The sequence below is a fragment of the Acidobacteriota bacterium genome, assembly GCA_039028635.1.
In the GTDB taxonomy this organism is placed as follows: Bacteria; Acidobacteriota; Thermoanaerobaculia; order Multivoradales; family JBCCEF01; genus JBCCEF01.
In genome coordinates, this window is sequence record JBCCHV010000020.1 from 14,620 (window position 1) to 36,384 (window position 21,765).

Here is a 21,765-nt window from a genome sequence, read left to right on the forward strand (position 1 = left end):
TGAGCATTTGTTCAAAATTCATGACATACTCCCAGTGACCACATGAGTATGGACGCCGGAAATTTCCCGGATCGGTGAGTCTTCGCCCTATCGGGGCGCGTTTCTTCTTCGTTGGAGGTTTATCATGATCGATCCGTTCCCCTCGCGTGCTGCAGAATCACCTCAATCCATCAGGACCTTCCGGCCGATCTTGCGGCGCCTCGTCGGTGACCGGCGGGTACTGACGGCGACCCTGCCAGAAGCTCTGCTCGGTGGCGCCCTGCTCGCCGCTGGCACCCTGCTCGCCGCCTGGATTCTCTCCGTCGCGCCTTGGATTCTTCCCCTCGGGGTCGCGCGCCTGCTCGCCGCCCTCGCCTTCGCCGGATGTCTGCTCCTCGGCATGGCCTGCGGTGGGCGATTCTTCGGCCTCTCGTCAGCCCGAGGCGAAACCTCTCTGGGAGAGCTCGCGGCGGTGCTGGTGGGCAACGCCATGGGTGCCCTGGTGGTGGCGGTCTCCCTCGCCCTCGCCCTGCGCCTCGCCCTCTTCGAGGGATTTGCCGCCGCCCTCCTCCGCCTCGCCGAGGTGCAGGCCGATCTCACCGTTGAAGCGGTACTGCTTCGCGCCACCATCGCCGGCGCCTTGGTGTTCGGCGCCCGCGAGTACTTCTGCAACGGGGAACGCCCGGTCGATCGCATCGCCGGCTCCCTCTTCGCCACCATCCCACTGGTTCTGGTGGGCTTCTCGCTGCTCGCCAGCCACCTCCTGGTGGTGCCCTTCGCCCTCTTCGCCCAAGCCAGCGCCACGCCCGACTTCCTTCTGCTCTACGGCCTCGAGGGCGCTCACCTGGCGAGCCTCCAGACCCCTTGGATTCTGATCGCCGCCGGCAATCTGCTCGGCAGTGCCCTGGCGGCCGGGCTCTTCGCCGTGGCGGCCGACTCGACCGCACCGCGCCCCAGCACCGATCCCTGACGGAAAGCCGAGGAGTCGCTCCGCGGCTTCCTGCAGGGCGGGCGGACTCCTCTTCGATGGAGCCGGTCCAGCGTCGATGACGCGAGGCCGAGCTGCTCACCAGATCTGGGGGCGCAAGGTCCAGCGCACCCCAATCCGCAGGCCAGAAAAGGCTCGAGCCCGCCGACCGGCGGGCTCGAGAGCTCTCCTCCCTGGGGGAAGACCCCGGATCGAGGATCAGGGATAGGTGTAGGGCGCCTGCAGACCGAGAGGCAGTCCGAGGCCCCAGTAGACGATCAGGAAGACCGTCCAGATGATCAAAAAGACCACGGAGTAAGGCAGCATCATCGAGACCAGGGTCCCGATGCCGGTCTTCTTGACGTAGCGCTGAGCGAACACCACCACCAGGGGGAAGTAGGGCATCAGCGGGGTGATGATGTTGGTGGTCGAGTCACCCACCCGGTAGGCCGCCTGGGTGAGCTCCGGCGAAATACCGAGCTGCATCAGCATGGGCACGAAGATCGGCGCCAGCAGCGCCCACTTGGCAGACGCCGAGCCGACCAGCAGGTTGACCACCGCAGCGAGCAGGATGATGCCGACGATGGTGACCTGTCCGGGCAGCCCCAGGGCCTGCAGGAAGGAAGCCCCCTTGAGGGCGATCAAGGCGCCGATGTTCGAGGATCCGAAGGCCGCGATGAAGAGGGCGGCAAAGAAGGCCATGACGATGTAGTAGCTCATCGTCCCCATCGCCTTGCTCATCCCCTGGATGATGTCGCGACTGCCCGAAATGGTGCCGGCAGCGTAGCCGTAGACCACACCCGGCAGCAGGAAGAAGAGGAAGATCAGCGGCACGATGGATTGCATCAAGGGCGCCGCGAAGGCGGTGATCTCGCCGTTCGGGGCCCGCATCGGGGAATCCGACGGCACGGTGGCGATGATCAGCAGGATGCCGGCGACGGCAACGCTCGCCAGGGCGATCCAGAGTCCGCGGCGCTCATTCGATTCGAGGGACTCGAGCTGAGGAATCTCTTCCCCCTCTTCGAGCTCGACGGGAGTCGACGACAGGCGCGGCTCGACCACCTTGTCGGTGAGAAACCAGCCGACGAAGACCACCAGGGCCGTCGATGCGGAGGTGAACCACCAGTTGCACAACGGATTGACCTCACGCGCCGGATCGATGATCTGAGCCGCCGCCTGGGTCAAGCCCTGGAGCAAGGGATCGATCCCGGAGGGAATGAAGTTGGCGCTGAAGCCCCCGGAGACCCCCGCGAAGGCGGCGGCGATGCCGGCCAGAGGGTGGCGCCCGGCGGCGTAGAAGATCACGCCCCCGAGGGGAATCACCAGGACGTAGCCGGCGTCGGCGGCGGTGTGGCTGACGCAGGCGACGAGAATCAGCATGGGGGTCAGGAGAGCCTTGGGGGTGAAGCTCAGCAGCCCCTTGAGGCCGGCGTTGATGAAGCCGGTGTGCTCGGCGACACCGACACCCAAGAGCGCCACCAGCACCACCCCGAGGGGATGGAATCCGGTGAAGGTCTGCACCATGCCCGACAAGAAGGTGGCCAGCGCCGTCCCGGTGAGCTGATTGTTGATGATGATCGCTTCGCCGGTGCGCGGGTCGATGTCGTCGAAACGGACCCCGGACAGCAACCAGGAAGCGAGCCAGACGGCGATCAGACCAAAGACGAAGAGCAGCGCGGGATCGGGCAGCTTGTTGCCGACAACCTCGATCCAGTTCAGGACACGGTCGAGCCGCGACGACCGCGCCGCGGGCTTGGCGGATTTCTTATCTGACATGGTGCCAAGAGGATAGCTCAATCGACCGCTTGCCGTCGATGGCTCTCTCGGTTTCAGAAAAGAAGCGCCCTCGAGCCCGCCACGATCCACCATAGACCGATGATGCGAAACACCCAGAGGAGGGCCGCGACACCGAGCAAGAAGAAGTTGTGAACCGGAAACGGCACGCTCACGGGAGACGCCGAAAGGCGCCCCAGAAAGGGCCCGAGGGCGGCCGTCTGGACGGTCAGGCCGACCACCAGTCGGAACACGCCGGTGGCTTCTTCGACGGGAGCAGGGCCGCCAGCCGCAGCCACCGCCAGGCTGCCGAGGAGGAACAGCAAGGGCACGAAGATGCCCAGCCTCAGGGGCCACCGCCAGGCCTCGACGAAGCGGAAGAAGCGCTCGCCCGAGGGCCGGTGACGGCGGCAGAAGCGCGCCTCGACGGCTCCTCCACCGGCTTGCAGGGCGAGCACCTCGATGTCGTCCGTTGGGTTCTCGGAGGTCAGGCCCCGGTTGCACCACAGACACTTCCGGGGCGCCGCCCGTCGCATGTAGGGACGCGCCAGAAAGCGGTGACCGAGCATCAAGACCACGCCCGCCACCAGGCTGGCGGCGAGCGGTTCGGGATGACTCACGAAGAGGAACAACACCAGGGGAATGAAACCGAAGAGCAGCACTCCCTGAAGCTGCAGCCAGCGGACGCTCACGGCTACCGGCCCCGGGCCCGACGGCGGGGGTCTCGAAGGATGGATCTCATGGCGGCGCCGCCGGGGCGTGGCAAGGAGGGCTCAGGCGCCCTGGGGCGCCGCGAAGACCTCGCGGCGAATCTCGTCGGCGGCCCGCTCGAGGGCCCGCCGCGCCTGAGCCAGTACCACCGGTGGCCGCTGAACCAGGGCAAGGGCATAGCCGTCCGGCAGTAGCTGCACCAGGGTTTCGAGACCGAAGCGCGAAATGTGGATGCTGGCCAGCTCCCCGGCGGCGGCGCTGTCGACGGTCGAGCGCACCTGACGGAGATAGATGCCGAGGTAGGCCGCCACCACCTTCATGTCGTAAGGACTGTAGTCGGCACAGGCCAGGTCGACGGTCTCGCCGCTGTCGTCGAGAAACAAAACGCCCACGGTGCGGTCCGTGTCGGCGAGGAGGTTGGCGAGGGTGAATTCGAAAGGCAAGGGCGGTTCCTCAGGAAATGGCAGCAACGGTTTCTTCGGCTTCGTCGATCTCGTCCCGCTGCCAAACTCTCGAGATCAACTCGACTTCTTCCTGCGGTGCGCCGCCGACCTCGTCCTCGGTGGCCGCACGGGCCGCCGGCGAAACGGCGATCTCCCCCGACTCGTAGGCCTTCAAGAAGGCGGTGACGATTTTGGCATCGAATCGTGACCCGGCCAAGCGCGTGATGGTCTCGACCGCGAACTCCAGGGTGTAGGCCTCTTGATAGGGCCGATTGGTGGTGATGGCGTCGAAGGTGTCGGCCACCGAGACGATACGCGCCTCGAGCGGAATGCCCTCGCCGCGCAGACCGTCCGGGTAGCCGCGGCCGTTCCAGCACTCGTGATGCCAGCGGATCGCCGGCAGCGAGTTGCGCAAGGGCTCGATCGACTCCATGATCTCGGCCCCGATCACCGGGTGACGCTTCATCTCCTCGAACTCCGCCTCGGTGAGCACATCGCCCTTCTTCAGAATCCGATCGTCGATGCCGATCTTGCCGACATCGTGAACCAGGGCCGAGATCCACACCGACTGCTGCTGCTCCTCGGAGAGACCGAGGCGGGCCGCGATCACCCGGCTGACGGCGGCGACCCGCTCGGAGTGGCCGCGGGTGTAGGGATCCTTGGCATCGATCGCCGCCGTCAAAGCCCGCAAGGTACCGATGAACAGCTCGCGGTTGGCCTCGGCGGCACGGCGCAGGCGAGCGACGTGGGACTCGACGTGCTCCGCCATGCGATTGAAGTCTTCGCCCAGGTCGCGCATCTCGAGGGACAGCCCCGCCACCGGGACGCGCTCGTCGAAACGGCCCGAGGCGATCTCGCCGGTGGCCTCCGCCAGGCGTTCGATCGGCGGTCCGAAGCGGCGCGCGAAGAGCCCGGCGAAGAACAGCGCCAGCAGGGCCAGGACCAGCGACGAAACGGCGGTGCGCAGCACCATGCGGTCGATCTCGTCGAAGGCCCGCGCCAGCGGGCGCTGGGCCACCAGCACCCAGCCGGCTTCGTCGATCGGGCTCATCCGCACCAGAATCTCGCGCCGCTTGCCCTGCACCTCGGCCGAGTACTGGGACGACTGGGCCAGGGGACGATCCCAGAAGGTGACCACCGGCCGCGACTCGACCAACGCCCGTTCGACCTCGGCGCTGGCACCGCGCGACCACAGCACTTCGCCGGACTTGCCGATCAGAAAGACACTCTGGCCGGCGAGGCCATCGCCGCCGGCGGGCTCGCCCGCCGGCTCGCCGTAGACCTCGTTCAGGGGACTGAGCTCGAGGAGCGCCTCGACCACCAAGCGAGGTTCTCCGGCGTCCCGCCGGATGGGCACCGCCAGCACCGTCACCGGCACGTCTTGGCCGGGCAGACGGACCACCTCGTAGACCTCTCCGGTGCCCTGACGGGCGCGCCGGTAGGCGGCCCGCAGGGCGTCCTCGGCGCCGGCCGGAAGATCGCGCGGCTCGACCGTCGGCCCGACGCCACGAGCGTCCAGCACGCGGATCGCCAGGATCTCGCGGCGGCTTTCCGCCACCGAGCGCAGATAGCTGCGCACCCAGGCCTGGCGCAGGGGCTCGTCGCCGGGCTGACCTTCGGCCGCCAGCAAGCCCTCCCCGAGCTGTACCAGCTGCCGCCGGAAGCCGTCCAGAAAGGAGTCGATGCGCTGCGACAGGAGCTGACCGGAGGAGGCCAGCGCGACGCGCTCCTGGGACTCCAGCATGCCGCGGTTCTGGCGCATCAGCCAGACGCTGTTGAGGAGCAGCGGGATGCTGCCCGACAGCAGCAGCGCCAGAAACAGCACGTGCTCGAGCTTGAAGCGACGCTTCGCCGATCCGCGGGTGTCGCTCATCGCCGCCGGCCTGTAATCGATGGCCGACCGAAAAGGACCTTCATGGGACTCGATTATAGCTCAGCGAGGGCACCCTGCCGGCACGCAAATCCTTCTAGCAGAATGGCTTCCCGAACAACACCGAATCAGCCCCGAGATCCTGCGGCGAGGAAGGCAGCGAGCTCCGCCTCGACTTCCCGAGGGCTGACGTCGGCGACACACTGGCCGGCGCCGAGGGCCGCCGGCAAGACCCACACCAGGCCGGCCTCGACGGCTTTCTTGTCGCGCCCCATGCGGCGCACCAGATCGCGCGCCACCAAACGTCCGCCGCCGGGCAGCGGCGGCAGCTCGAAGGCGGCCAGCAGCTGCCGCAAACGGTCGGCCGCGGCGCCGTCGAGGCCGCGACGTTCGGCCAGGCGCAGCGCGAAGAGCATGCCGTAGGCGACCGCTTCACCATGGCGCAGGGTGCGGTAGCCGAGGGCGGCTTCGAGGGCATGCCCCAAGGTGTGGCCGAAATTCAACAGGCGGCGCCGGTCGCCCTCGCGCGGATCGTCTCGCACCACCGCCATCTTGGCGTCCGCCGCGGCCTGCACCACCGGAAGGAGGGCACTCGCCTCCCCGGCGAGCAGGGCCGGCAGATCGCGCTCGACCCGCGCCAGCAGGTCGAGATCGAGCAGGAAGGCCATCTTCACCACCTCGACCAGCCCCGAGCGCAGCTCTGCCGGCGGCAGCGTCGACAACACCTCGACATCGCTCAGCACGGCGAAGGGGTGATGGAACACTCCGACGGTGTTCTTGCCGCCGGCGAGGTCGACGCCGGTCTTGCCGCCGAGGGCGGCATCGACCTGGGCCAGCAAGGTGGTTGGCAGCTGGGCGAACTCGATACCGCGGAGGAAGGAGCCGGCGACGAATCCGCCGAGATCGCCGACGCTGCCGCCGCCGAAGGCGAGCAGCCGGCTATCGCGCTTGCCACCGACCTCGAGCATGCGATTCCACAGCCCCTCGGCGACCGCCACCGTCTTGGCCGCCTCGCCCTCCGGTACCTCGAGGTCATGGCGCCGGGCAGCGACCCGGTCGAGCCAGCGCAAGCGGCCGCCGTGGAGGGCCCGCACCCGCGGCGAGGACACCACGAAGACGGTGCGTCCGTGCAGCCAATCGCCGAGGACTTCGGCGCCCCGCTCGAGCTCACCTCGCCCGACCACGATGCGGGTCGAGTTGGCGTCAAGCACCACCGATCTCCGCCGGCAGAACCGCGATCGCCAGCCGGCGCTGCTCGCCGCGACTGAGATCCTTCCAGGTGACGACGCCGGCCTCGACCTCCTCTTCACCGATCAACACGACGTGCCGGGCACCCTTCTTGTCGGCCCGCTTGAGGGTCGCCTTGACGGAACGGGACACCAGCTCTGCGACTGCCGCGACGCCGGCGCCGCGCAGCGCCTCGGCGGCGGCGATGGCGTGCTCCGGAGCGACCTCGCCGAGGGCCGCCACCACCACCGGCTGCCCTCCGGCGGCGCGCTGACGAAACTTCTGAGGCAGGATGTCGACCAGGCGATCGAGACCGATGGCGAAGCCGATCCCCGGCACTTCCGGACCGCCGAGGTCGGAGATCAGGCGGTCGTAGCGGCCACCGCCGCAAACCGCATTCTGAGCCCCGAGCTCACCGGAGACGATCTCGAAGACGGTCTTGGTGTAGTAGTCGAGGCCACGCACCAGGCGATCGTCGAGGCAGTAGCCGATGGCGAAGCGGTCGAGCAGGCGACGCAGCTCGTCGAAGTGATCGCGGGCCGCCGGCGAAAGGCAGTCGCCGAGGGCCGGCGCGTCGGCCAACAGCTCGCGCTCGGCCGGCACCTTGGTGTCGAGGATGCGCAGCGGGTTGCTCACCAGCCGCCGCCGGCTGTCCTCCCCCAGGCGGTCGCGGTAGGGCTCGAGATAGGCACGCAGGGCCTCGCCGTAGGCCTGCCTCGAGGCGGCGTCGCCGACCGTGTTGAGCAGCACCTCGAGGTCGCGAAATCCGAGCTCACCGAGAAAGCGCAGCAGCAGCAGCAGGACCTCCGCATCGGACGTCGGTCCCTCGTCCCCGAGGACCTCGGCACCGAGCTGGTGGAACTGGCGGTAGCGGCCTCGCTGTGGCCGCTCGTAGCGGAACTGCGGGCCGAGGTAGAACAGCCGCACCGGCGACGGCCACGACGCCATGCCGTGCTCGATGAAGGCGCGGGCGACGGCGGCGGTGCTCTCCGGGCGCAGAGTGACGCTGCGCCCCTTCTTGTCGGCGAAGGTGTACATCTCCTTGCCGACGATGTCCGTCGACTCGCCGACGCCGCGCACGAAGAGCTCGGTGCTCTCGAGCACCGGCGTGCGGATCTCACCGAAGCCGTAGCTCGCGAAGACTCGCCGTGCCACCGCCTCCACGGCGGCCCAGATGCCGGTTTCGGCGGGCAGCAGATCGCGCGTTCCTTTGACCGTCTTCAACCCCTGTCCCATGGTGATGCTCTCCGCCCTCTTCGAGGCTTCATCGGCCGGGCCGGCCACCAGCGATGGCGGCCGCGAGCCGCGATTGTACAGGCGCCGAGGCCGCCTCGATAGCGCCCGGCGGGGTCTGCCCGTCGGGCCTCGAAGGGCGCCGGGGAATCGCCCCCGAGGGTCTCACCGGGGCTCGACGCCGGGGAGGTCGCGGTAACGCTCCTTGAGGGCGATGTAGCGCTCCCGGATCTCGACGATCTGGGCACTCTCATCGGGTCGCAGGGGTCGCACCACCCGGGCCGGCACACCGAGGGCCAGCATGCCCGCCGGAATGCGATGGCCGGGAGCCACCAGGGCGCCGGCGCCGATCTGCGCGCCGGCCTCGACCACGGCGCCGTCGAGAATCCGCGCTCCGATTCCGATCAGCGCCCCGTCCTCGATGGTGCAACCGTGCAGGATGGCGCCGTGGCCGACCACCACTCCCCGGCCCAGATGGGTCGGATGGGTGCGATGGCTGACGTGGACGATGACGCCATCCTGGAGGTTGGTGCCGCTGCCGATGCGGATCGCATGGACATCGCCGCGCACCACCGTCTGAAACCAGAAGGACACGTCGTCCCCGGCCTCGACGTCGCCCATCACCTCCGCGCTGGGAGCGACGAAGGCGCGAGCCCCGAGCCGCGGCCGCTGGTCGCCGTAGGGATAAATCGGCATGATGGCGGATGATGGCAGGCGATTCGGAAGGAGTCCAGGGGGCAACCGCCTGGCATAGAATCGGCGCCGTGCCGGCCACCGTCGACGTCGTCATTCCCGCCCTCAACGAAGAGGCCTCCCTGCCCCGAGTGCTGGCGGATCTCACCGCCCTGGGAGCGAACCCGGCTGCGGGCGATGCAGATACGGGCGGAGCAGGGGTCCGCCGCATCGTGGTGGCGGACAACGGCTCCACCGACGGCACGGCGCAGGTCGCTCGCCAAGGCGGTGCCGTCGTGGTGCCTGCCGAGCGCCCGGGTTACGGCAGCGCCTGCCTCGCCGGCCTCGACTATCTGCGCCATCACCAGCCGCCGGACATCGTCGTCTTTCTCGACGGCGACTACTCGGACCATCCGGACGAGCTACCGGCGGTCGTCGCACCGATCCTCGCCGGCGAAGCTGACCTGGTGATCGGCTCCCGCACCCTCGGCCGGCGCGAGCCCGGGGCCTTGCTGCCCCAGGCCCGCGCCGGCAATCTGGTGGCCTGCTGGCTGATCCGCCTGCTCTACGGCCACCGCTACACCGATCTCGGCCCCTTCCGGGCGATCCGCTGGTCCGCCCTCGAGCGCTTGGCGATGGAAGATCCCAACTTCGGCTGGACCGCCGAAATGCAGGTCAAGGCCCTCCGCCACCGCCTCACCGTCGCCGAAGTTCCGGTGCGCTATCGCAAGCGGGTCGGGGTGTCGAAAATCACCGGCACCGTCAAGGGCACGGTGATGGCTGGCTACAAGATCCTGTGGACCGTGCTGCGCTACAGCCGGGGATCGCGATGAGCAGCGCCACGGCTCGACCCACCGTCCACCGGGTCGACGTCGAGGTGCGCTATGCCGAGACCGACCAGATGGGCGTCGTGCACCACGCCAACTACATCGTCTGGTTCGAGCTCGCCCGCACCGGCCTCTGTGCCACCACCGGCTGGCACTACGCCGAGATCGAAAAACTCGGTTATCTGCTGATGGTCACCGGCGTCGAGGTCAAGTACCGGCAGGCGGCGCGCTACGGGGATCGCATCAGCGTGAGCTGTGCCCTCGAACGCCTGGCGAGCCGCGCCTTGGCCTTCTCCTATCGGGTCGAGCGAGCGGACGCCCTACTGGCCACCGGGCGTACCGATCACCTTTGGGTAGAGGCCGCGAGCGGACGTCCCTGCCGCACCCCAGAGCCTCTGCGAGAGCCCTTCGCTCGTCTCACCGGAGCCCCGTGACCGCTGCACTGCGCCGCGGACCGCGGGCCGTCCGTCGCCCCTCCGTCGCCGCCCTTCCCGGGCTCCTTCTCGGCCTTCTCCTGCTCACCGCGGCCTGCCAGCGGGGACCCCAGGAGCTCGATGTCGAGATCACCGTCCGCGGACACCGGGAGGTCCTCGAGGAGAATGGCGGCGGCCTGGTGCCGTGGTCGATCGGCCGCCGCAGCCTCGGCTTCTGCTTCGACCTGCCGGCGGAGCTGGCAGGCGGTGAGTGGGAGGGCCTGCTGGTCTTCGGCGATCGCACCGCCGGGCGCGGCTATGCCATCCCGGCGGCGACCATGGGAAGCACTCTGTGCTTCGATGATCCGGTCCCGACGGGCCTGCCGGACGGCTCGCTGGCGGTCTGCGGCCGGCTCGTCGAGCGGCGCAGCGGTCGCGAGTACGAGCTGCCCTGCCGCGAGGTTCAGTTCCGCCGCGAGGACGGCATCCACGAAGACCTCGAACGCCGGCTGAGGGTCATCCCCGCCGCCCACGGCAGCGACGGCCTCGAAGCCATGCTGGAGGACTACGACGCCTCGGCGCGGGAGGCCCGCGACCTCCGTTATCCCGCCCTCGCGGTGCGCTTCGAGCTCGCCGCCATCACCGCCCTGCGCCAAGCCGACGAGCTCGCCCGCGCCCGCCAGAGAAGCACTCGCCTGCCCGCTTGGCTCGACCTGCCGGAGGCCAGCGGCCTGGGGTCCGATGCGGCCCTCGAGGCCGCCCTCCTCGAGCTCCACAAACCCTCTCGCGCCCTTCCCCTGCTCCGCCAGGCGGAGCAGCGAGGGGCCCGCGTCGCCCATCCAGGGCGGGTCGGTGCGGCGACCGCCCGGGCTTCCCTGCAGGCCGCAATCGGTGGGTTTCGGGAGGCTCAGGCGCTGCTCGAAGAGGCCCTGGCGGCCTGCGATCGATCGCCCTGCAACGCCACCATGCAGCTCCGCGCCCAAGGCCAGCTCGGCACTCTCATCGCCCTCAATCCGGATGCCGACGATCACGATCTACGCGCCGCCGAGCGCCGCCTGAGCCGCGCCCTCGGGGGTCTCTCGACGGACGCCGCCCCGGTGCGCGCCACTGAGCTGGTACTGGCCTTGGCCCGCATCCAGCTGCGTCTCGGCCGCGACGCCGGTCCTCTGCTCGAGCGCGCCCGGCGGCTGCTCGAGACGGCGGGACGGCGAGGCCAGCGCCTGCGGGACGAGATCCTGCTGATCGCCGGCCTGCAGGCCCTCTCCGAAGGGCGTACCGGCAAGAGCCTCGAGCACTGTCAGCGAATCACCGTCGCGACTCGCCCCACCAACGTCGCCCGGGCCCTGAGCTGCGTCGCCCAGGCGCTGCGCGCCGAAGCCGATCCGCGCACCGCCATGCAGGCCTTCGCGGCGGCCCTCGAACGCTATGAAGCCGCCGCCCGGGACAGCGCGACGGTCGAGGATCCCGCCTGGCGAGCGGACGATTTCGCCCGCGCCGCCCGCCTCGCCGTCGAGCTCGGTCAGCTTCCCGCCGCTTGGGGATTTCTCGAGCGCCTCGACAACCTCACCGTCGGCGAACGCCATCGCGCCGCTTGCCGAGACCGCGGGGGACCCTGTCCGCCCCGGGCGCCGGCGACTCGCCAGCCGGTGCAGTTCCGAGCCGTCGCGCTGCCGGAGGAAGTTCTCCTGCTGCGCCGTCAGGGTGACCAGGACGCGGTTCTCGAGCGGCGCACGCCGTTACTGCGCAGCGAGCTGGTGCGCCTGCTGCGCGAGGGCGACGCCTTCCTCGCCCGCCGCGACGAGGACACCATCGCCTGGCGCGACCTCACCGCCCCGCTCGCCGAAGCGCTCGTGCCGGCGGCTCCGGAAAGCCTGCCGGAGATCACCACCTTCGCCCTCCACGGCGTCCTGCAGCGGGTCCCGCTGGCGGCCCTCGGAGCCGGCGACGGCTGGCTCGCAGACCACACCGTCGTCGCCCTCCGGCCGGTCGGCCTGGCACCGCCACCGGCCAGCCCGGGAGGTCCCCCGCTGATGGTCCTCGCCCGCCGCGGCGACGGCGAGGACGAGCGCTACGCCGCCGCTTTCTTCCAGCGTAGCTTGCCCGCCGCCACCCTGCTCACGAGCGACGACGCCACCGGCGACGCCGTCGCCCGGGCGCTACCGCAAGCCGGCGCCCTCCATTTCGAAGGCCGAGGGCGCTTCGAGCGGGCGGCGCCGGGAGCTTCCCTTTTGCTGCTCCCGGACCGTCCCATGTCGCTCGCCGAGAGCCTCCCCGGCCGCTTGCGTTTCGCCTTCTTAGGAAATCTCGCGCTGCCCGCCTGGCAGCCTTCGGAAGACAGCGGTGAATACGGCCTCGGCGGCCTCTTCGCACGACGCGGCGCCGCCTGGGTGATCTTCCATCTTTCGCCGCCGGACCCGCAGGTCGCCCGGCAGCTCGCCGACGGCTTCTATCGCGCCCTCCTCGAGCAGCGCAATGTGCCCAAAGCCTACGGCGCCGCCCTGCGCGAGCTGCGCCAACAGCGGCCACTGGCGGATTGGGCCCGGTTCATTCTTCTCCAGGGCTCTCGCGATCCTTCGCCAGCGCCGGACGCCCCTCCCTGAGGGCGCGCACTCGCTCGAGCCCGGCCTGCGCCGACCGGTCCCGCGGCAACCAGTCGAGGGCTTCCCGAAAGGCCTGCTCGGCGCCGCCGAGGTCGTTGGCGATCTCGGCGCCGACGGCGGTCGCGAAGGCGTGCTCGTAGCCGTCCCGCGAAGAATCGCCGCGCTGCGCCGCGGCCCGACGCTGCTGGTCGATCAGCTCCTCCGCCAAGCCTTCGAAGGCGAGGAACTCGAGAGCATCCTCGAGGACGACGGCGGTCGGCTCGGACCGCTCCCGTTCGGAGGTGTCGAAGAGGCAGTGGCTGACCGGCATCATGGCGAGAGCGCGCAGCGCCCGACGGCCCTCCTGCCCGCCGGAGCGCACCGCCTCGAGCCGTCCCTGATCGACATCGAGGACCCCTTCGACGCCACCGGCCCGCAAGGTCATGCGCAAACTGGCCTGGGCGGCGTGAACCAAGACCAGGAAGTCGACCACCCGATAGCGGCCGGCATCGTCTCCCCGGCTCGACAACAGATCGGCGAGGGCGGTTCCCGGCGGGCCTTCCGCCACCCGCACTGCTGGTGCCAGGGCGGTCCAGCCGGCGATGCGATGGCGATCCACCCCCAGCAACAGCACCGGCGCGTGCACCGAAAAGGCGGTCAAGGTCGACAGCAGCTCGACCCCGGTGCGCTCCGGCTGGCTCGCGGCATCGATCACCCAGGCCGCTGGCAGATCGTCGAACAAGCCCCCGAAAGCCTCCTCGAGGCTGCGGAAGCGCTGCGTCCAATAGGTCGCGCCGTCGTGACCATCGAGACGTAGGGGCAATGGAGCGACGATGGAAGCGCGATCTTCCAGCACCACGATGCGGGATTTGCGAGGGTCCGAATACTCCTGCACGACATCCTCCAGGCCTCGATGTAAAAAGACACTAACTAAGAAAATTCTAACACACAAACACAGGCCGGTGCCCGGAGCTCCGGTGGATTTCGGTGACTACTCCCAGTCGCCGCGGCGAGCGAAGGGGTCGTCCACCACTCGAACTTCGAAGCGCAGCCCCTCGGCGGCGCAAAAGCGCGTCGCGGCTTCCAAGAAAGGTCTCTCGGCTTCGCCCGGTGCAGCGACACAGTCGAGGCGGATGCAGACCGGCAGGTCTTCGTAGTCTGGATACTCCTTGGCGAGAAAGCCATCGAGGACGTAGTTGAAGTAGCTGTTGAGCTTGTCCTCGAGCTGCTCGAGCTGAGCGTGGGAGTCCAGCGCCCAGGGCCGTCCCTCGAGAATCGAGAGCACGACTTCGCCGCGCTCCTCCTCGAAGGCGAGAAGATCGATGATGCGCGGGTTCTCGACCCCGCGGGCTTCGAATTCCTGCTCTGCTTCCGGCGTTTTCGAATCACTCACGACATCCTCCTCCAGCGACGGCGCGATCGTATCCCAGCAGGCGACCCGAGAAGTCGGAGATCTCGCTCACCCGGTCCAGGGCGGCCCCGTCTCACGGCTTCGCCGCCGGGCCGGGGGCGCCCAGCCCTCTCGGGACCGCAAGCAGGTTGCCGATGAGGTTTTCAGCAACCTGCTAGGCCCTTGGCGCTGATATCGTTCCGCCCCATGCGACGACTCCAGCTCACCACCGGCGGCGAAAGCCACGGTCCCGGCCTCACCGTCCTCCTCACCGGCTTGCCGGCTGGTGTGCCGGTGGATTTCGCCCTCCTCGAGCGCGACATGAAGCGCCGCATGCACGGCTACGGCCGCGGCCGGCGGATGAAGATCGAGGCCGATCGCGCCGAGATCCGCGGCGGGGTGCGCAATGGCGAAACCCTCGGCTCACCGCTGGCCCTGTGGATCGAGAACCGCGACTGGAAGAACTGGCAGACGATCATGAACCCCGGCCCGACCGATCCGCACATGTCCGAGGTGCGGCGCCTGAAGGCCCCCCGGCCGGGCCACGTCGACCTCGCCGGCGGATTGAAGTACGACCGCCGCGACCTGCGTGACGTGCTCGAGCGGGCTTCGGCGCGGGAAACCGCCGGGCGAGTCGCGGCGGGCTGCTTCGCGCGCATGCTGCTGGCCGAGTTCGGAGTCGAGATCCGCAGTGGCGTGCGTTCCCTCGGCAGCGTCGGCGCCGACCGACCGACGCCGACCTGGGAGGAGATCTGCGCCGTCGACGAGAGCTCTCCCCTACGCGCCATCGACCGCCACCTCGAAGCCGCGATGGTGGCCCTCGTCGACCAGGCCAAAGAGGACGGCGACACCCTCGGTGGCGCGGTCACGGTGATCGCCCACAACGTCCCCCTCGGCCTCGGCTCCCACGTACAGTGGAACGAAAAGCTCGACGGCCGCCTGGCGCAGGCGGTGATGTCCGTGCCGGCCGTCAAGGGAGTGGAGATCGGCTCCGCCCTGGCCGCCAGCGCCGGTCCCGGCAGCCAGGCCCACGACGCCATCGAACGCACGCCGGACGGTCGGTGGCAGCGCCCCACCAATCGGGCCGGCGGCACCGAAGGCGGCATCACCAACGGCGCCGACGTCATCGTGACGGCCTACAAGAAGCCCATCGCCACCCTGCGCACGGGCCTGCCGAGCATCGACCTCGACAGCCTCGAGGTCCACAAGTCGCAGTACGAGCGCAGCGATGTCACCGCCTTGCCGGCTGCCGGTGTGGTGGCCGAGGCGATGGTCGCGCTGGTGCTCGCCGACGCCCTGATCGAGAAGCTCGGCGGCGACTCCCTCGCCGAGATGAAGGACCACCACGCCGCCACCCTCGAGCGCCAGCAGAGCTGGCCTCGGGCGGACGGCTGAAGCCGTCGGAGACTTCTACAGCCACCTGAAGCTTCCTCGAGGGAGCTCCAGGCGCCTCCCTCAGAAGCTCTGAATCCAGAGAAGCGCCACCAGAGAGGTGGCGACGGCGGCGGCCAGGCCGACGGCCAGGGGTCGCCAGCCGGCGCGGCGTAGATTCGCCAACCGGGTGCTGGCCCCGACCGCCGCCAAGGCGATCAGAATCAACCAGCGGGAAGCGGTCGACAGAACCGCGACCCAGTCGATGCCGGTGGCCGCGGAGAGCAGATCGAAGGCACCGACGGTGCGCAGCGCCGCCATGGCGAGGAAACCGAGGACGAAGGGCGGAACCGACTGCCGCAAGCGGCGACCGAGGGGAATTCCAGCGCCACCGGTGCGGTACAGCCAGCCCATCATCAGGATCACAAACCCCATCAGGGCGTTGCGGGTGAGCTTGACGGCGGTCGCCACCTCGCCCGCCTCCGGCGAGTGGGCAAAGCCCGCCGCCACCACCTGGGAGGTGTCGTTGACGGCCACCCCGGCCCAGGTGCCGTAGGCGACCGCGTCGAGGCCCAGAAGCACCGCCAGCATGGGATAGAGGAAGACCGCCAGGGTGCCGAACAGGGTGTTGGTGGCGACGGCGAAGCTGACCTCCTCGTCGCGGGCGGCGATCACCGGCGCCACCGCCGCAATCGCCGAGTTGCCACAAACCGCCGTGCCGACGCCGATCAGGCTGGCGAGGCGCGGCGAGATGCGCGACCACCGACCGAGACCGTGGGCCACTCCCAGGGCCAGGGCCATCAGGACCAAGATCAGTAGGACCGCACGGCCCCCGATGGCCGCCACTTGGGCAAAGGACAGGCGAACTCCCAACAGCACGATCGCAAGGCGCAAGAGGGTCTGGAAGGCGAAGCGCAGACCCGGGGCCAGGGCTTCGCCGGTGGGCACCGCCTGGCCGACGATCAATCCGAGGAGCACCGCCAACACCACCGCCCCGACGGCCCGGCCGACGGCGGTGGGCAGCATGGCGTGGAGTCCGAAGGCGACGAGGGCGATCGCCGACGCCAGCAGCAGCCCTGGAACCAGACGCTTCATGGCTTGGGCGTCGGCTGGCGTCGCCAATCCTCCAGGGCGCGCCCCATCTCGCCCCAAGCAGAGCCCTTGCCGGCCCGATGATGATTGAGGAAGTAGGCGAAGATCACCGGCTGGCTGGAGCTCCGCGGCAGGTAACCGGCCAATCCGTGGGTGTGGCGCAGGGTGCCGGTCTTGGCCGAGATTCGCGGCCCCTTCCAACCTTCCAGCGTGCCCTCACCAGGAGACGCCAGGGCGCCGCGAAAGTGCTCGAACCAGGGCTGCCCAGCGGCGTGGGCGAGCAGTCGAACGATCGCCCGCGGCGTCACCAAGGTGGTTTTGGCGAGACCCGAGCCATCGACTCCTAGAGCGCTGCCGGCGGGCACTTCCAGCACCTCCTGCCAGAATTCGTCGAGCACCCCGAGGCCAGCTGCGAAGCGCCCTTCTCCGCTGCGGGCGACGGCCAAATGCCGCAGCAGCATGTCGGAATACCAGTTGTGACTGTCGCTCAGGACCGGCTCGAGCAAACGGCGCAGCGGTGGCGACGAGATCACCGTCAGGGTACGGCCGGTGCGGGGTGCCACGCCCGATCCTGTCCGGACTTCGCCCTCGACGACGATGCCGCCATCGGCGAGCAGCGAGCGCAGCACCTCCCCGGCCCGCAGCAATGGGGCCGGCTCGGCAAGCTGCACCGTGTAGGCGGGTTCGCTGACCGGGTACTCGCCCTCCACCAAGACCTCGCGGGTGCCCCAGCGGGGTACGAAATCCACCGTGCCGCGCCCGTGGCGCTCGGCGCCGACGGTGCGAATGCGATTGATCCAGCGATAGCCCTCCGGCCCGGTGATGCGGCCGGCCTCACCGGGCCGGGGCCCGGGAGCGATCTCGACCTCGAGCACGTTCTCCTCCACCGCCAGGGCCGAGGTCGGTGCGGCGAAAGCGAAGGCCGATTCGGACAGCGGCCGATCCACCGGCGCGGCGCGGCCAGGAAAGCGCGTCACATCGAGCACCAGATCGCCACGCACCCGCCGCACTCCACGGCGGCGAAGGTCCGGCAGCAGCGAGTCGAGGGGAGCGTTGTCGCTCCAGCGCCGGCTCCAGCTCGGGTCGGCCATCGCCACCACCACCAGATCTCCTTCGAGAGCTCCGTCGACCACCGGACCGTCCGCCAGAACCGGCGTCTCGATGCGGTAATCTGGTCCGAGATAGTGCAAACACGCAGCCGCCACCACCAGCTTTTGAACCGATGCCGGGACGAACAGCATGTCCTCGCCCCGAGCCGCGACCACCTGATCACCGACCATCGCAAGGTAGCCGCGAATCGGCTCCTGTGCCTGCGCGGCAGGCACCGGCGAGAGCAAGAGAACCACCAGCAGCGGGACCCGAAGACTGTGCATCACGGACGCATCCTATTCGGTCACGGCGCTCTTGGCACAGCCCTGAGGACCATGTCCGGGGAAGCCGGCCAGGTGCGTATTAAGAGGAAGTCGGGTGCGGCGCGTCAAAAGCGCATCCCGTTCCGTCGCGGCACTCCTGACAGAGCTGTCACGACCAGGTTCGGAGATGCCGGCAAGGTGCGTATAAACTCCGAAGCGTCTTTTCTGTTCACGCTGGGAAACATAATCCCCCAGATCCCTCCTATAGGGGTGTGAGCTGATCACGGACAATTTCCTCCGGCCCTGACGGAGGTTTTATTCTTTTCCAGGAGGCCTCTGATGAATCGAGAAGAGATTCGCAGCAAGATCAAGGAGATCATCGCCACGGTCGCGGACCTCGATCCGGGCGACATCGCCGACAGCGCCCACTTCTTCGACGACCTCAGTCTCGACTCCCTCTCCCTCCTCGAGATCGGAGTCGATCTCGACTACGAGTTCCGCCTCGCTGCCCCCGATCTCGACGAACGCATCAAGACCGTCCAGACCATGCCGCAGGCCGTCGAGCTGGTTGCAACAATGTTGGAGGAGAAGAACTCCCGCGCCGAAGTGGCCTGAGGCATCATGGCCGACTCCATCGTCGTCACGGGAATCGGCGTCGTCAGTCCGGTCGGAATCGGCCACGCCGAGTTCTGGAGCCGCCTGCTCGCCGGGGAATCGGGCATCGCGCCGGTCACTGCTATCGACACCTCCGCCTACCGCGTCCACAACGGCGGCGAGGTCAAGGACTTCGACCCCAGGGAGCACGGCGCCGACCCGACCTGGGGACGCGCTTCCCAGCTCGCCGTCGCCGCCGCTCGGCTGGCTCTCGCCGACGCCGGCCTGAGCGCCGGCGACTGGCAGCCGGAGCGTGCCGGCGTCGCCATGGGCACGACCTCCGGCGAGCCGCGGGAGATCGAAGCCTTCAACGATCGCTTCGTCGCCGACGACCTCGACCGCGAGGCCGGCGAGCTGATGGCGCGGTATCCCAGCCACGTCATCGCCGGTCAAGTGGCGGCGGCGGTCGACTTCGTCGGTCTCAACACCATGTTGCCCGCCGCCTGCGCCGCCGGCAACTACGCCATCGGCTTCGCCTACGACGCCCTGCTGGGTGGCCGCGCCGACCTCATGCTGGCCGGCGGGGCCGACGCCTTCTCGCGCATGACCTTCACCGGCTTCGCCCGCCTCGGCGCCGTCGCTCCGGACGTCTGCCGCCCCTTCGACCGCCATCGTCAGGGAATGATTCCGGGGGAAGGGGCCACCCTCCTGGTGCTCGAGCCGCTGGCCGCGGCGCGCGCCCGCGGCGCCCGCATCTACGCCCAGGTCGCCGGCTACGGGCTGTCCTGCGACGCCCATCACATGACCGCCGCCCACCCCGCCGGCGACGGCGCAGCGGCCGCCATGGAACGGGCCCTCGAGGACGCCCGGACGGCGCCCGAGGAGGTCGCCTACATCAGCGCCCACGGCACCGGAACGCCGACCAATGACCGCCTCGAAACGCTCGCCGTCCACCAAGCTTTCGGCGAACTCGGTCGCACCATTCCGGTGAGCTCGGTGAAGTCGATGCTGGGCCACACCATGGGGGCGGCCTCGGCGATGGAGGCGGCGGTCTGTGCGCTGGCGGTGGCCGACGGCAAGATTCCGCCGACCATCAACTTCGAAGAGCCCGACCCGGAGTGCGACCTCGACTGTGTCCCCAACGTCGCCCGCGAGCTGCCGGTGCCGGTCGCCCTCAACAACGCCTCGGCCTTCGGCGGCAACAATGCCTCGGTGGTCTTCCGGCGGGTGCCGTCATGACCGTCGTCGTCACCTCCGCCGGCCTGGTCAGCAGCCTCGGCGACACCCCTGCGTCCTTTCACCAGGCGCTTTGCGAAGGGCGTTCCGGGCAGGGTCCCGTCGACCACTTCGACTGTGATCGCCTGCCGCGGGCGGACGCCTTCCCGATCGCCGACTTCTCGCCTCGGGAGCACCTCGGGCCGGGCAACCTGCGCGCCCTCGATCGCACCTCCCGCCTGGCCACCTGTGGCGTCCAAAAGGCCCTCGATGCCGGCACCTGGGGTGACAATGGTGCCCGCGAAGGTCTCGGCCTGGTGCTCGGCACCATGTTCGGCAGCATCCGCACCATTTCGGAGTTCGATCGCCGCTGCCTCGAAGCCGGACCGCAGTACGTCAAGCCGCTCGATTTCGCCAACAGCGTGATCAACGCCGCCGCCGGTCAGGCGGCCATCTGGCACCGGCTGCCGGGGATCAACGCCACCCTCACCGGCGGCCCGATGGCCGGCCTGCAGGCCATCGGCTACGGCGCCGACCGCATCCGCCGCGGCCGCTCCCGGTCTCTGTTGGCGGGCGGCGCCGAGGAGCTCTCCTTCGAGGCCAGCTTCGGCTTCACCCGCGCCGGGCAGGTCGCCGACGACGGCGCCCCTCGGCCCTTCTCGGACACCGGCGAGGGTTTCCTCCTCGGCGAAGGCGCCGCCTTCCTGGTGCTCGAGGAAGGCGCCGCCGCCGGTCGCCGAGGCGCCGCGCCGTTGGCCGAGGTCCGCGGTCAGGGCAATGCCTTCGACGCCTCCCGCGGTGAACACGCGGAGCGCGCCGTCGCGACGGCCACCCGCGCCATCGGACTCGCCCTCGAGGAGGCCGGCCTGGCCGCCGGCGACATCGCCGCCGTCTTCGGCGGCGCCAGCGGCTGGCGACCGGGGGACCAGTGCGAGGCAGACGCCCTGGCCCGCATCTTCGGAGCGAGAGTCCCGGTGACGGCGATCAAGGCCTTGGTCGGCGAGTGCCTCGGCGCCTCCGGCGGTCTCCAGGCCGTTGCCGCCCTCGAGACCCTGCGCACGGGGCAGCTTCCCGGCACCCCGGGGACGACGGACGCGATGGCGGGCCTCGACGTGCCATCCACCGCCCGTGCTCTCGACCGTCCCGAGAACCTGCTGATCACCGCTGCCGGCTTCGACGGCAACCACTACGCCCTGATTCTGGGGAGAGCCACATGAGCACCGCAGCCCAGCCCAACGACCACTACGACGTCGTCATCCTCGGCGGCGGCCTCGCCGGCCAGACCCTGGCGCGCCATCTACTGCTCGAAACCGAGCGACGCATTCTGCTGCTCGAGTACCTCGACGAGCTGCCGGCGCCGCAGCAGAAGGTCGGTGAATCGTCGGTTCAGCTCGCCGGCTATTACTTCTCGAAGGTCCTCGATCTCGAAGAGCTGCTCTTCCACGAGCACTTCATGAAGTACAACCTACGTTTCTATTGGAAGAGCGGCGACCGGCCCAACGACGCCTTCGAGGATTACTCCCAGGCCTACATCCGACCGTTCTCCAATATCGCCAGCTACCAGCTCGATCGCAACGCCTTCGAGGGCGCCCTGCTCGAGCGCAACGGCCGCAGCGAGCGCTTCACCCATCAGCTCGGGGCGCGACGCATCAAGGCCCCCCTCGAGGGCCCCGGACCTCACCCGGTGACCTACTCGGCCGCCGGCCGGGATCACCGGGTGACCGCCGACTGGGTGGTCGACACCACCGGCCGGATGCGCTTCGTGGCCAACCGCCGCCAGCTCCAGCGCGACAATCCCATCCACCACGGCGCCTACTTCTGGTGGGTCGATGGCCTGGTCGACATCGAAAAGCTGAGCGACCAGAGCCGCCGCCAGCAGCGCCAGCGGGCCAGCCGGCGACAGACCGGTCACCTGCCCTTTTGGCTCGCCACCAACCATTTCATGGGGCGAGGGCTTCTGGTTCTGGGTCATTCCGCTGCAGGGCAAGACCAGCCTCGGCCTGGTCTACGACCGCTCCCTGGTCGATGAAGACGAGGTCTTTTCGGTCGACAAGGCC

The 21,765-nt window shown here is 69.3% G+C and carries 20 protein-coding genes; 9 read left to right on the plus strand and 11 right to left on the minus strand.

The window, feature by feature from the left end:
* Positions 1-124: 124 nt before the first annotated feature.
* A complete protein-coding gene (locus AAF604_10115) occupies positions 125-949 on the plus strand; it encodes a formate/nitrite transporter family protein (protein MEM7050006.1) in 825 nt (274 codons plus the stop codon).
* Between the two features lie 216 nt (positions 950-1,165).
* On the opposite strand, the gene AAF604_10120 is transcribed toward AAF604_10115, so the two are convergent.
* The 7 genes from AAF604_10120 to AAF604_10150 all read right to left on the minus strand — a co-directional run bounded on the left by AAF604_10120 (position 1,166) and on the right by AAF604_10150 (position 8,899).
* Positions 1,166-2,722 carry an AbgT family transporter gene (locus tag AAF604_10120; GenBank protein ID MEM7050007.1) on the minus strand — a complete coding sequence of 519 codons (1,557 nt, stop codon included), beginning with the start codon at positions 2,720-2,722 and terminating at the stop codon, positions 1,166-1,168.
* Between the two features lie 53 nt (positions 2,723-2,775).
* Complete coding sequence (locus AAF604_10125) at positions 2,776-3,411, minus strand: hypothetical protein (GenBank protein ID MEM7050008.1); 636 nt, start codon at positions 3,409-3,411, stop codon at positions 2,776-2,778.
* An 81-nt stretch (positions 3,412-3,492) separates the two neighbouring features.
* The gene (locus AAF604_10130; GenBank protein ID MEM7050009.1) at positions 3,493-3,873 is read right to left on the minus strand and encodes a hypothetical protein; all 381 of its coding nucleotides are present in this window, start codon (positions 3,871-3,873) and stop codon (positions 3,493-3,495) included.
* A 10-nt stretch (positions 3,874-3,883) separates the two neighbouring features.
* Entirely contained in the window at positions 3,884-5,746 is a 1,863-nt protein-coding gene (locus AAF604_10135) for an HD domain-containing phosphohydrolase (GenBank protein ID MEM7050010.1), read from the minus strand.
* Positions 5,747-5,871: 125 nt separating this feature from the next.
* Entirely contained in the window at positions 5,872-6,954 is a 1,083-nt protein-coding gene (locus AAF604_10140; protein ID MEM7050011.1) for a 3-dehydroquinate synthase family protein, read from the minus strand.
* Positions 6,947-8,206 carry a histidine--tRNA ligase gene (gene hisS / locus AAF604_10145; protein ID MEM7050012.1) on the minus strand — a complete coding sequence of 420 codons (1,260 nt, stop codon included), beginning with the start codon at positions 8,204-8,206 and terminating at the stop codon, positions 6,947-6,949. Before hisS ends, AAF604_10140 begins: the two co-directional genes overlap by 8 nt.
* Before the next feature lie 162 nt (positions 8,207-8,368).
* Positions 8,369-8,899, minus strand: a complete 531-nt coding sequence (locus AAF604_10150) for a gamma carbonic anhydrase family protein (protein MEM7050013.1) — start codon at positions 8,897-8,899, stop codon at positions 8,369-8,371.
* Between the two features lie 8 nt (positions 8,900-8,907).
* Here AAF604_10150 and AAF604_10155 point away from each other — a divergent pair, with 8 nt between their 5' ends.
* Genes AAF604_10155 through AAF604_10165 form a run of 3 tightly spaced genes read left to right on the plus strand, consistent with a single transcriptional unit; the run spans position 8,908 to position 12,715 of the window.
* Positions 8,908-9,708, plus strand: coding sequence for a glycosyltransferase family 2 protein (locus AAF604_10155; protein ID MEM7050014.1), 801 nt, complete (start codon positions 8,908-8,910; stop codon positions 9,706-9,708).
* Positions 9,705-10,136 carry a thioesterase family protein gene (locus AAF604_10160; protein MEM7050015.1) on the plus strand — a complete coding sequence of 144 codons (432 nt, stop codon included), beginning with the start codon at positions 9,705-9,707 and terminating at the stop codon, positions 10,134-10,136. The genes AAF604_10155 and AAF604_10160 overlap by 4 nt, the downstream gene beginning before the upstream one ends.
* A complete protein-coding gene (locus tag AAF604_10165) occupies positions 10,133-12,715 on the plus strand; it encodes a CHAT domain-containing protein (protein ID MEM7050016.1) in 2,583 nt (860 codons plus the stop codon). Before AAF604_10160 ends, AAF604_10165 begins: the two co-directional genes overlap by 4 nt.
* Here the strand turns inward: AAF604_10165 and AAF604_10170 are convergent.
* A complete protein-coding gene (locus AAF604_10170) occupies positions 12,660-13,589 on the minus strand; it encodes a hypothetical protein (GenBank protein MEM7050017.1) in 930 nt (309 codons plus the stop codon). The two genes, AAF604_10165 and AAF604_10170, sit on opposite strands and share 56 nt — an antisense overlap.
* Before the next feature lie 96 nt (positions 13,590-13,685).
* Positions 13,686-14,087 (minus strand): DUF6572 domain-containing protein, encoded by a 402-nt coding sequence (locus AAF604_10175; protein ID MEM7050018.1) that lies wholly within the window; start codon positions 14,085-14,087, stop codon positions 13,686-13,688.
* A 204-nt stretch (positions 14,088-14,291) separates the two neighbouring features.
* Between AAF604_10175 and aroC the strand changes: the two genes are divergently transcribed.
* A complete protein-coding gene (gene aroC, locus AAF604_10180) occupies positions 14,292-15,479 on the plus strand; it encodes a chorismate synthase (GenBank protein ID MEM7050019.1) in 1,188 nt (395 codons plus the stop codon).
* A gap of 60 nt (positions 15,480-15,539) precedes the next feature.
* Here aroC and AAF604_10185 read toward each other — a convergent pair whose 3' ends face one another.
* On the minus strand, positions 15,540-16,550 hold the full coding sequence (locus AAF604_10185) for a putative sulfate exporter family transporter (protein MEM7050020.1): 1,011 nt from the start codon (positions 16,548-16,550) through the stop codon (positions 15,540-15,542).
* Entirely contained in the window at positions 16,547-17,920 is a 1,374-nt protein-coding gene (dacB, locus tag AAF604_10190) for a D-alanyl-D-alanine carboxypeptidase/D-alanyl-D-alanine-endopeptidase (GenBank protein ID MEM7050021.1), read from the minus strand. Before dacB ends, AAF604_10185 begins: the two co-directional genes overlap by 4 nt.
* Before the next feature lie 318 nt (positions 17,921-18,238).
* On the opposite strand from dacB, the gene AAF604_10195 reads away from it, so the two are divergent.
* The 4 genes from AAF604_10195 to AAF604_10210 are packed head-to-tail and all read left to right on the plus strand — an operon-like array spanning position 18,239 to position 21,737.
* Positions 18,239-18,514, plus strand: coding sequence for a phosphopantetheine-binding protein (locus AAF604_10195; GenBank protein ID MEM7050022.1), 276 nt, complete (start codon positions 18,239-18,241; stop codon positions 18,512-18,514).
* Between the two features lie 6 nt (positions 18,515-18,520).
* Positions 18,521-19,732, plus strand: coding sequence for a beta-ketoacyl-[acyl-carrier-protein] synthase family protein (locus tag AAF604_10200; protein MEM7050023.1), 1,212 nt, complete (start codon positions 18,521-18,523; stop codon positions 19,730-19,732).
* The gene (locus AAF604_10205; protein MEM7050024.1) at positions 19,729-20,925 is read left to right on the plus strand and encodes a beta-ketoacyl synthase N-terminal-like domain-containing protein; all 1,197 of its coding nucleotides are present in this window, start codon (positions 19,729-19,731) and stop codon (positions 20,923-20,925) included. Before AAF604_10200 ends, AAF604_10205 begins: the two co-directional genes overlap by 4 nt.
* On the plus strand, positions 20,922-21,737 hold the full coding sequence (locus AAF604_10210) for a tryptophan 7-halogenase (GenBank protein ID MEM7050025.1): 816 nt from the start codon (positions 20,922-20,924) through the stop codon (positions 21,735-21,737). The genes AAF604_10205 and AAF604_10210 overlap by 4 nt, the downstream gene beginning before the upstream one ends.
* The last annotated feature ends 28 nt before the right edge of the window (positions 21,738-21,765 follow it).

Coding starts and splice junctions, on each gene's coding strand:
- AAF604_10115 (MEM7050006.1), top strand. CDS start 125: ATGATCGATCCGTTCCCCTCGCGTGCTGCAGAATCACCTCAATCCATC.
- AAF604_10120 (MEM7050007.1), bottom strand. CDS start 2,722: ATGTCAGATAAGAAATCCGCCAAGCCCGCGGCGCGGTCGTCGCGGCTC.
- AAF604_10135 (MEM7050010.1), bottom strand. CDS start 5,746: ATGAGCGACACCCGCGGATCGGCGAAGCGTCGCTTCAAGCTCGAGCAC.
- hisS (MEM7050012.1), bottom strand. CDS start 8,206: ATGGGACAGGGGTTGAAGACGGTCAAAGGAACGCGCGATCTGCTGCCC.
- AAF604_10150 (MEM7050013.1), bottom strand. CDS start 8,899: ATGCCGATTTATCCCTACGGCGACCAGCGGCCGCGGCTCGGGGCTCGC.
- AAF604_10155 (MEM7050014.1), top strand. CDS start 8,908: ATGATGGCAGGCGATTCGGAAGGAGTCCAGGGGGCAACCGCCTGGCAT.
- AAF604_10160 (MEM7050015.1), top strand. CDS start 9,705: ATGAGCAGCGCCACGGCTCGACCCACCGTCCACCGGGTCGACGTCGAG.
- aroC (MEM7050019.1), top strand. CDS start 14,292: ATGCGACGACTCCAGCTCACCACCGGCGGCGAAAGCCACGGTCCCGGC.
- AAF604_10185 (MEM7050020.1), bottom strand. CDS start 16,550: ATGAAGCGTCTGGTTCCAGGGCTGCTGCTGGCGTCGGCGATCGCCCTC.
- dacB (MEM7050021.1), bottom strand. CDS start 17,920: ATGCACAGTCTTCGGGTCCCGCTGCTGGTGGTTCTCTTGCTCTCGCCG.
- AAF604_10195 (MEM7050022.1), top strand. CDS start 18,239: ATGAATCGAGAAGAGATTCGCAGCAAGATCAAGGAGATCATCGCCACG.
- AAF604_10200 (MEM7050023.1), top strand. CDS start 18,521: ATGGCCGACTCCATCGTCGTCACGGGAATCGGCGTCGTCAGTCCGGTC.
- AAF604_10205 (MEM7050024.1), top strand. CDS start 19,729: ATGACCGTCGTCGTCACCTCCGCCGGCCTGGTCAGCAGCCTCGGCGAC.
- AAF604_10210 (MEM7050025.1), top strand. CDS start 20,922: ATGAGCACCGCAGCCCAGCCCAACGACCACTACGACGTCGTCATCCTC.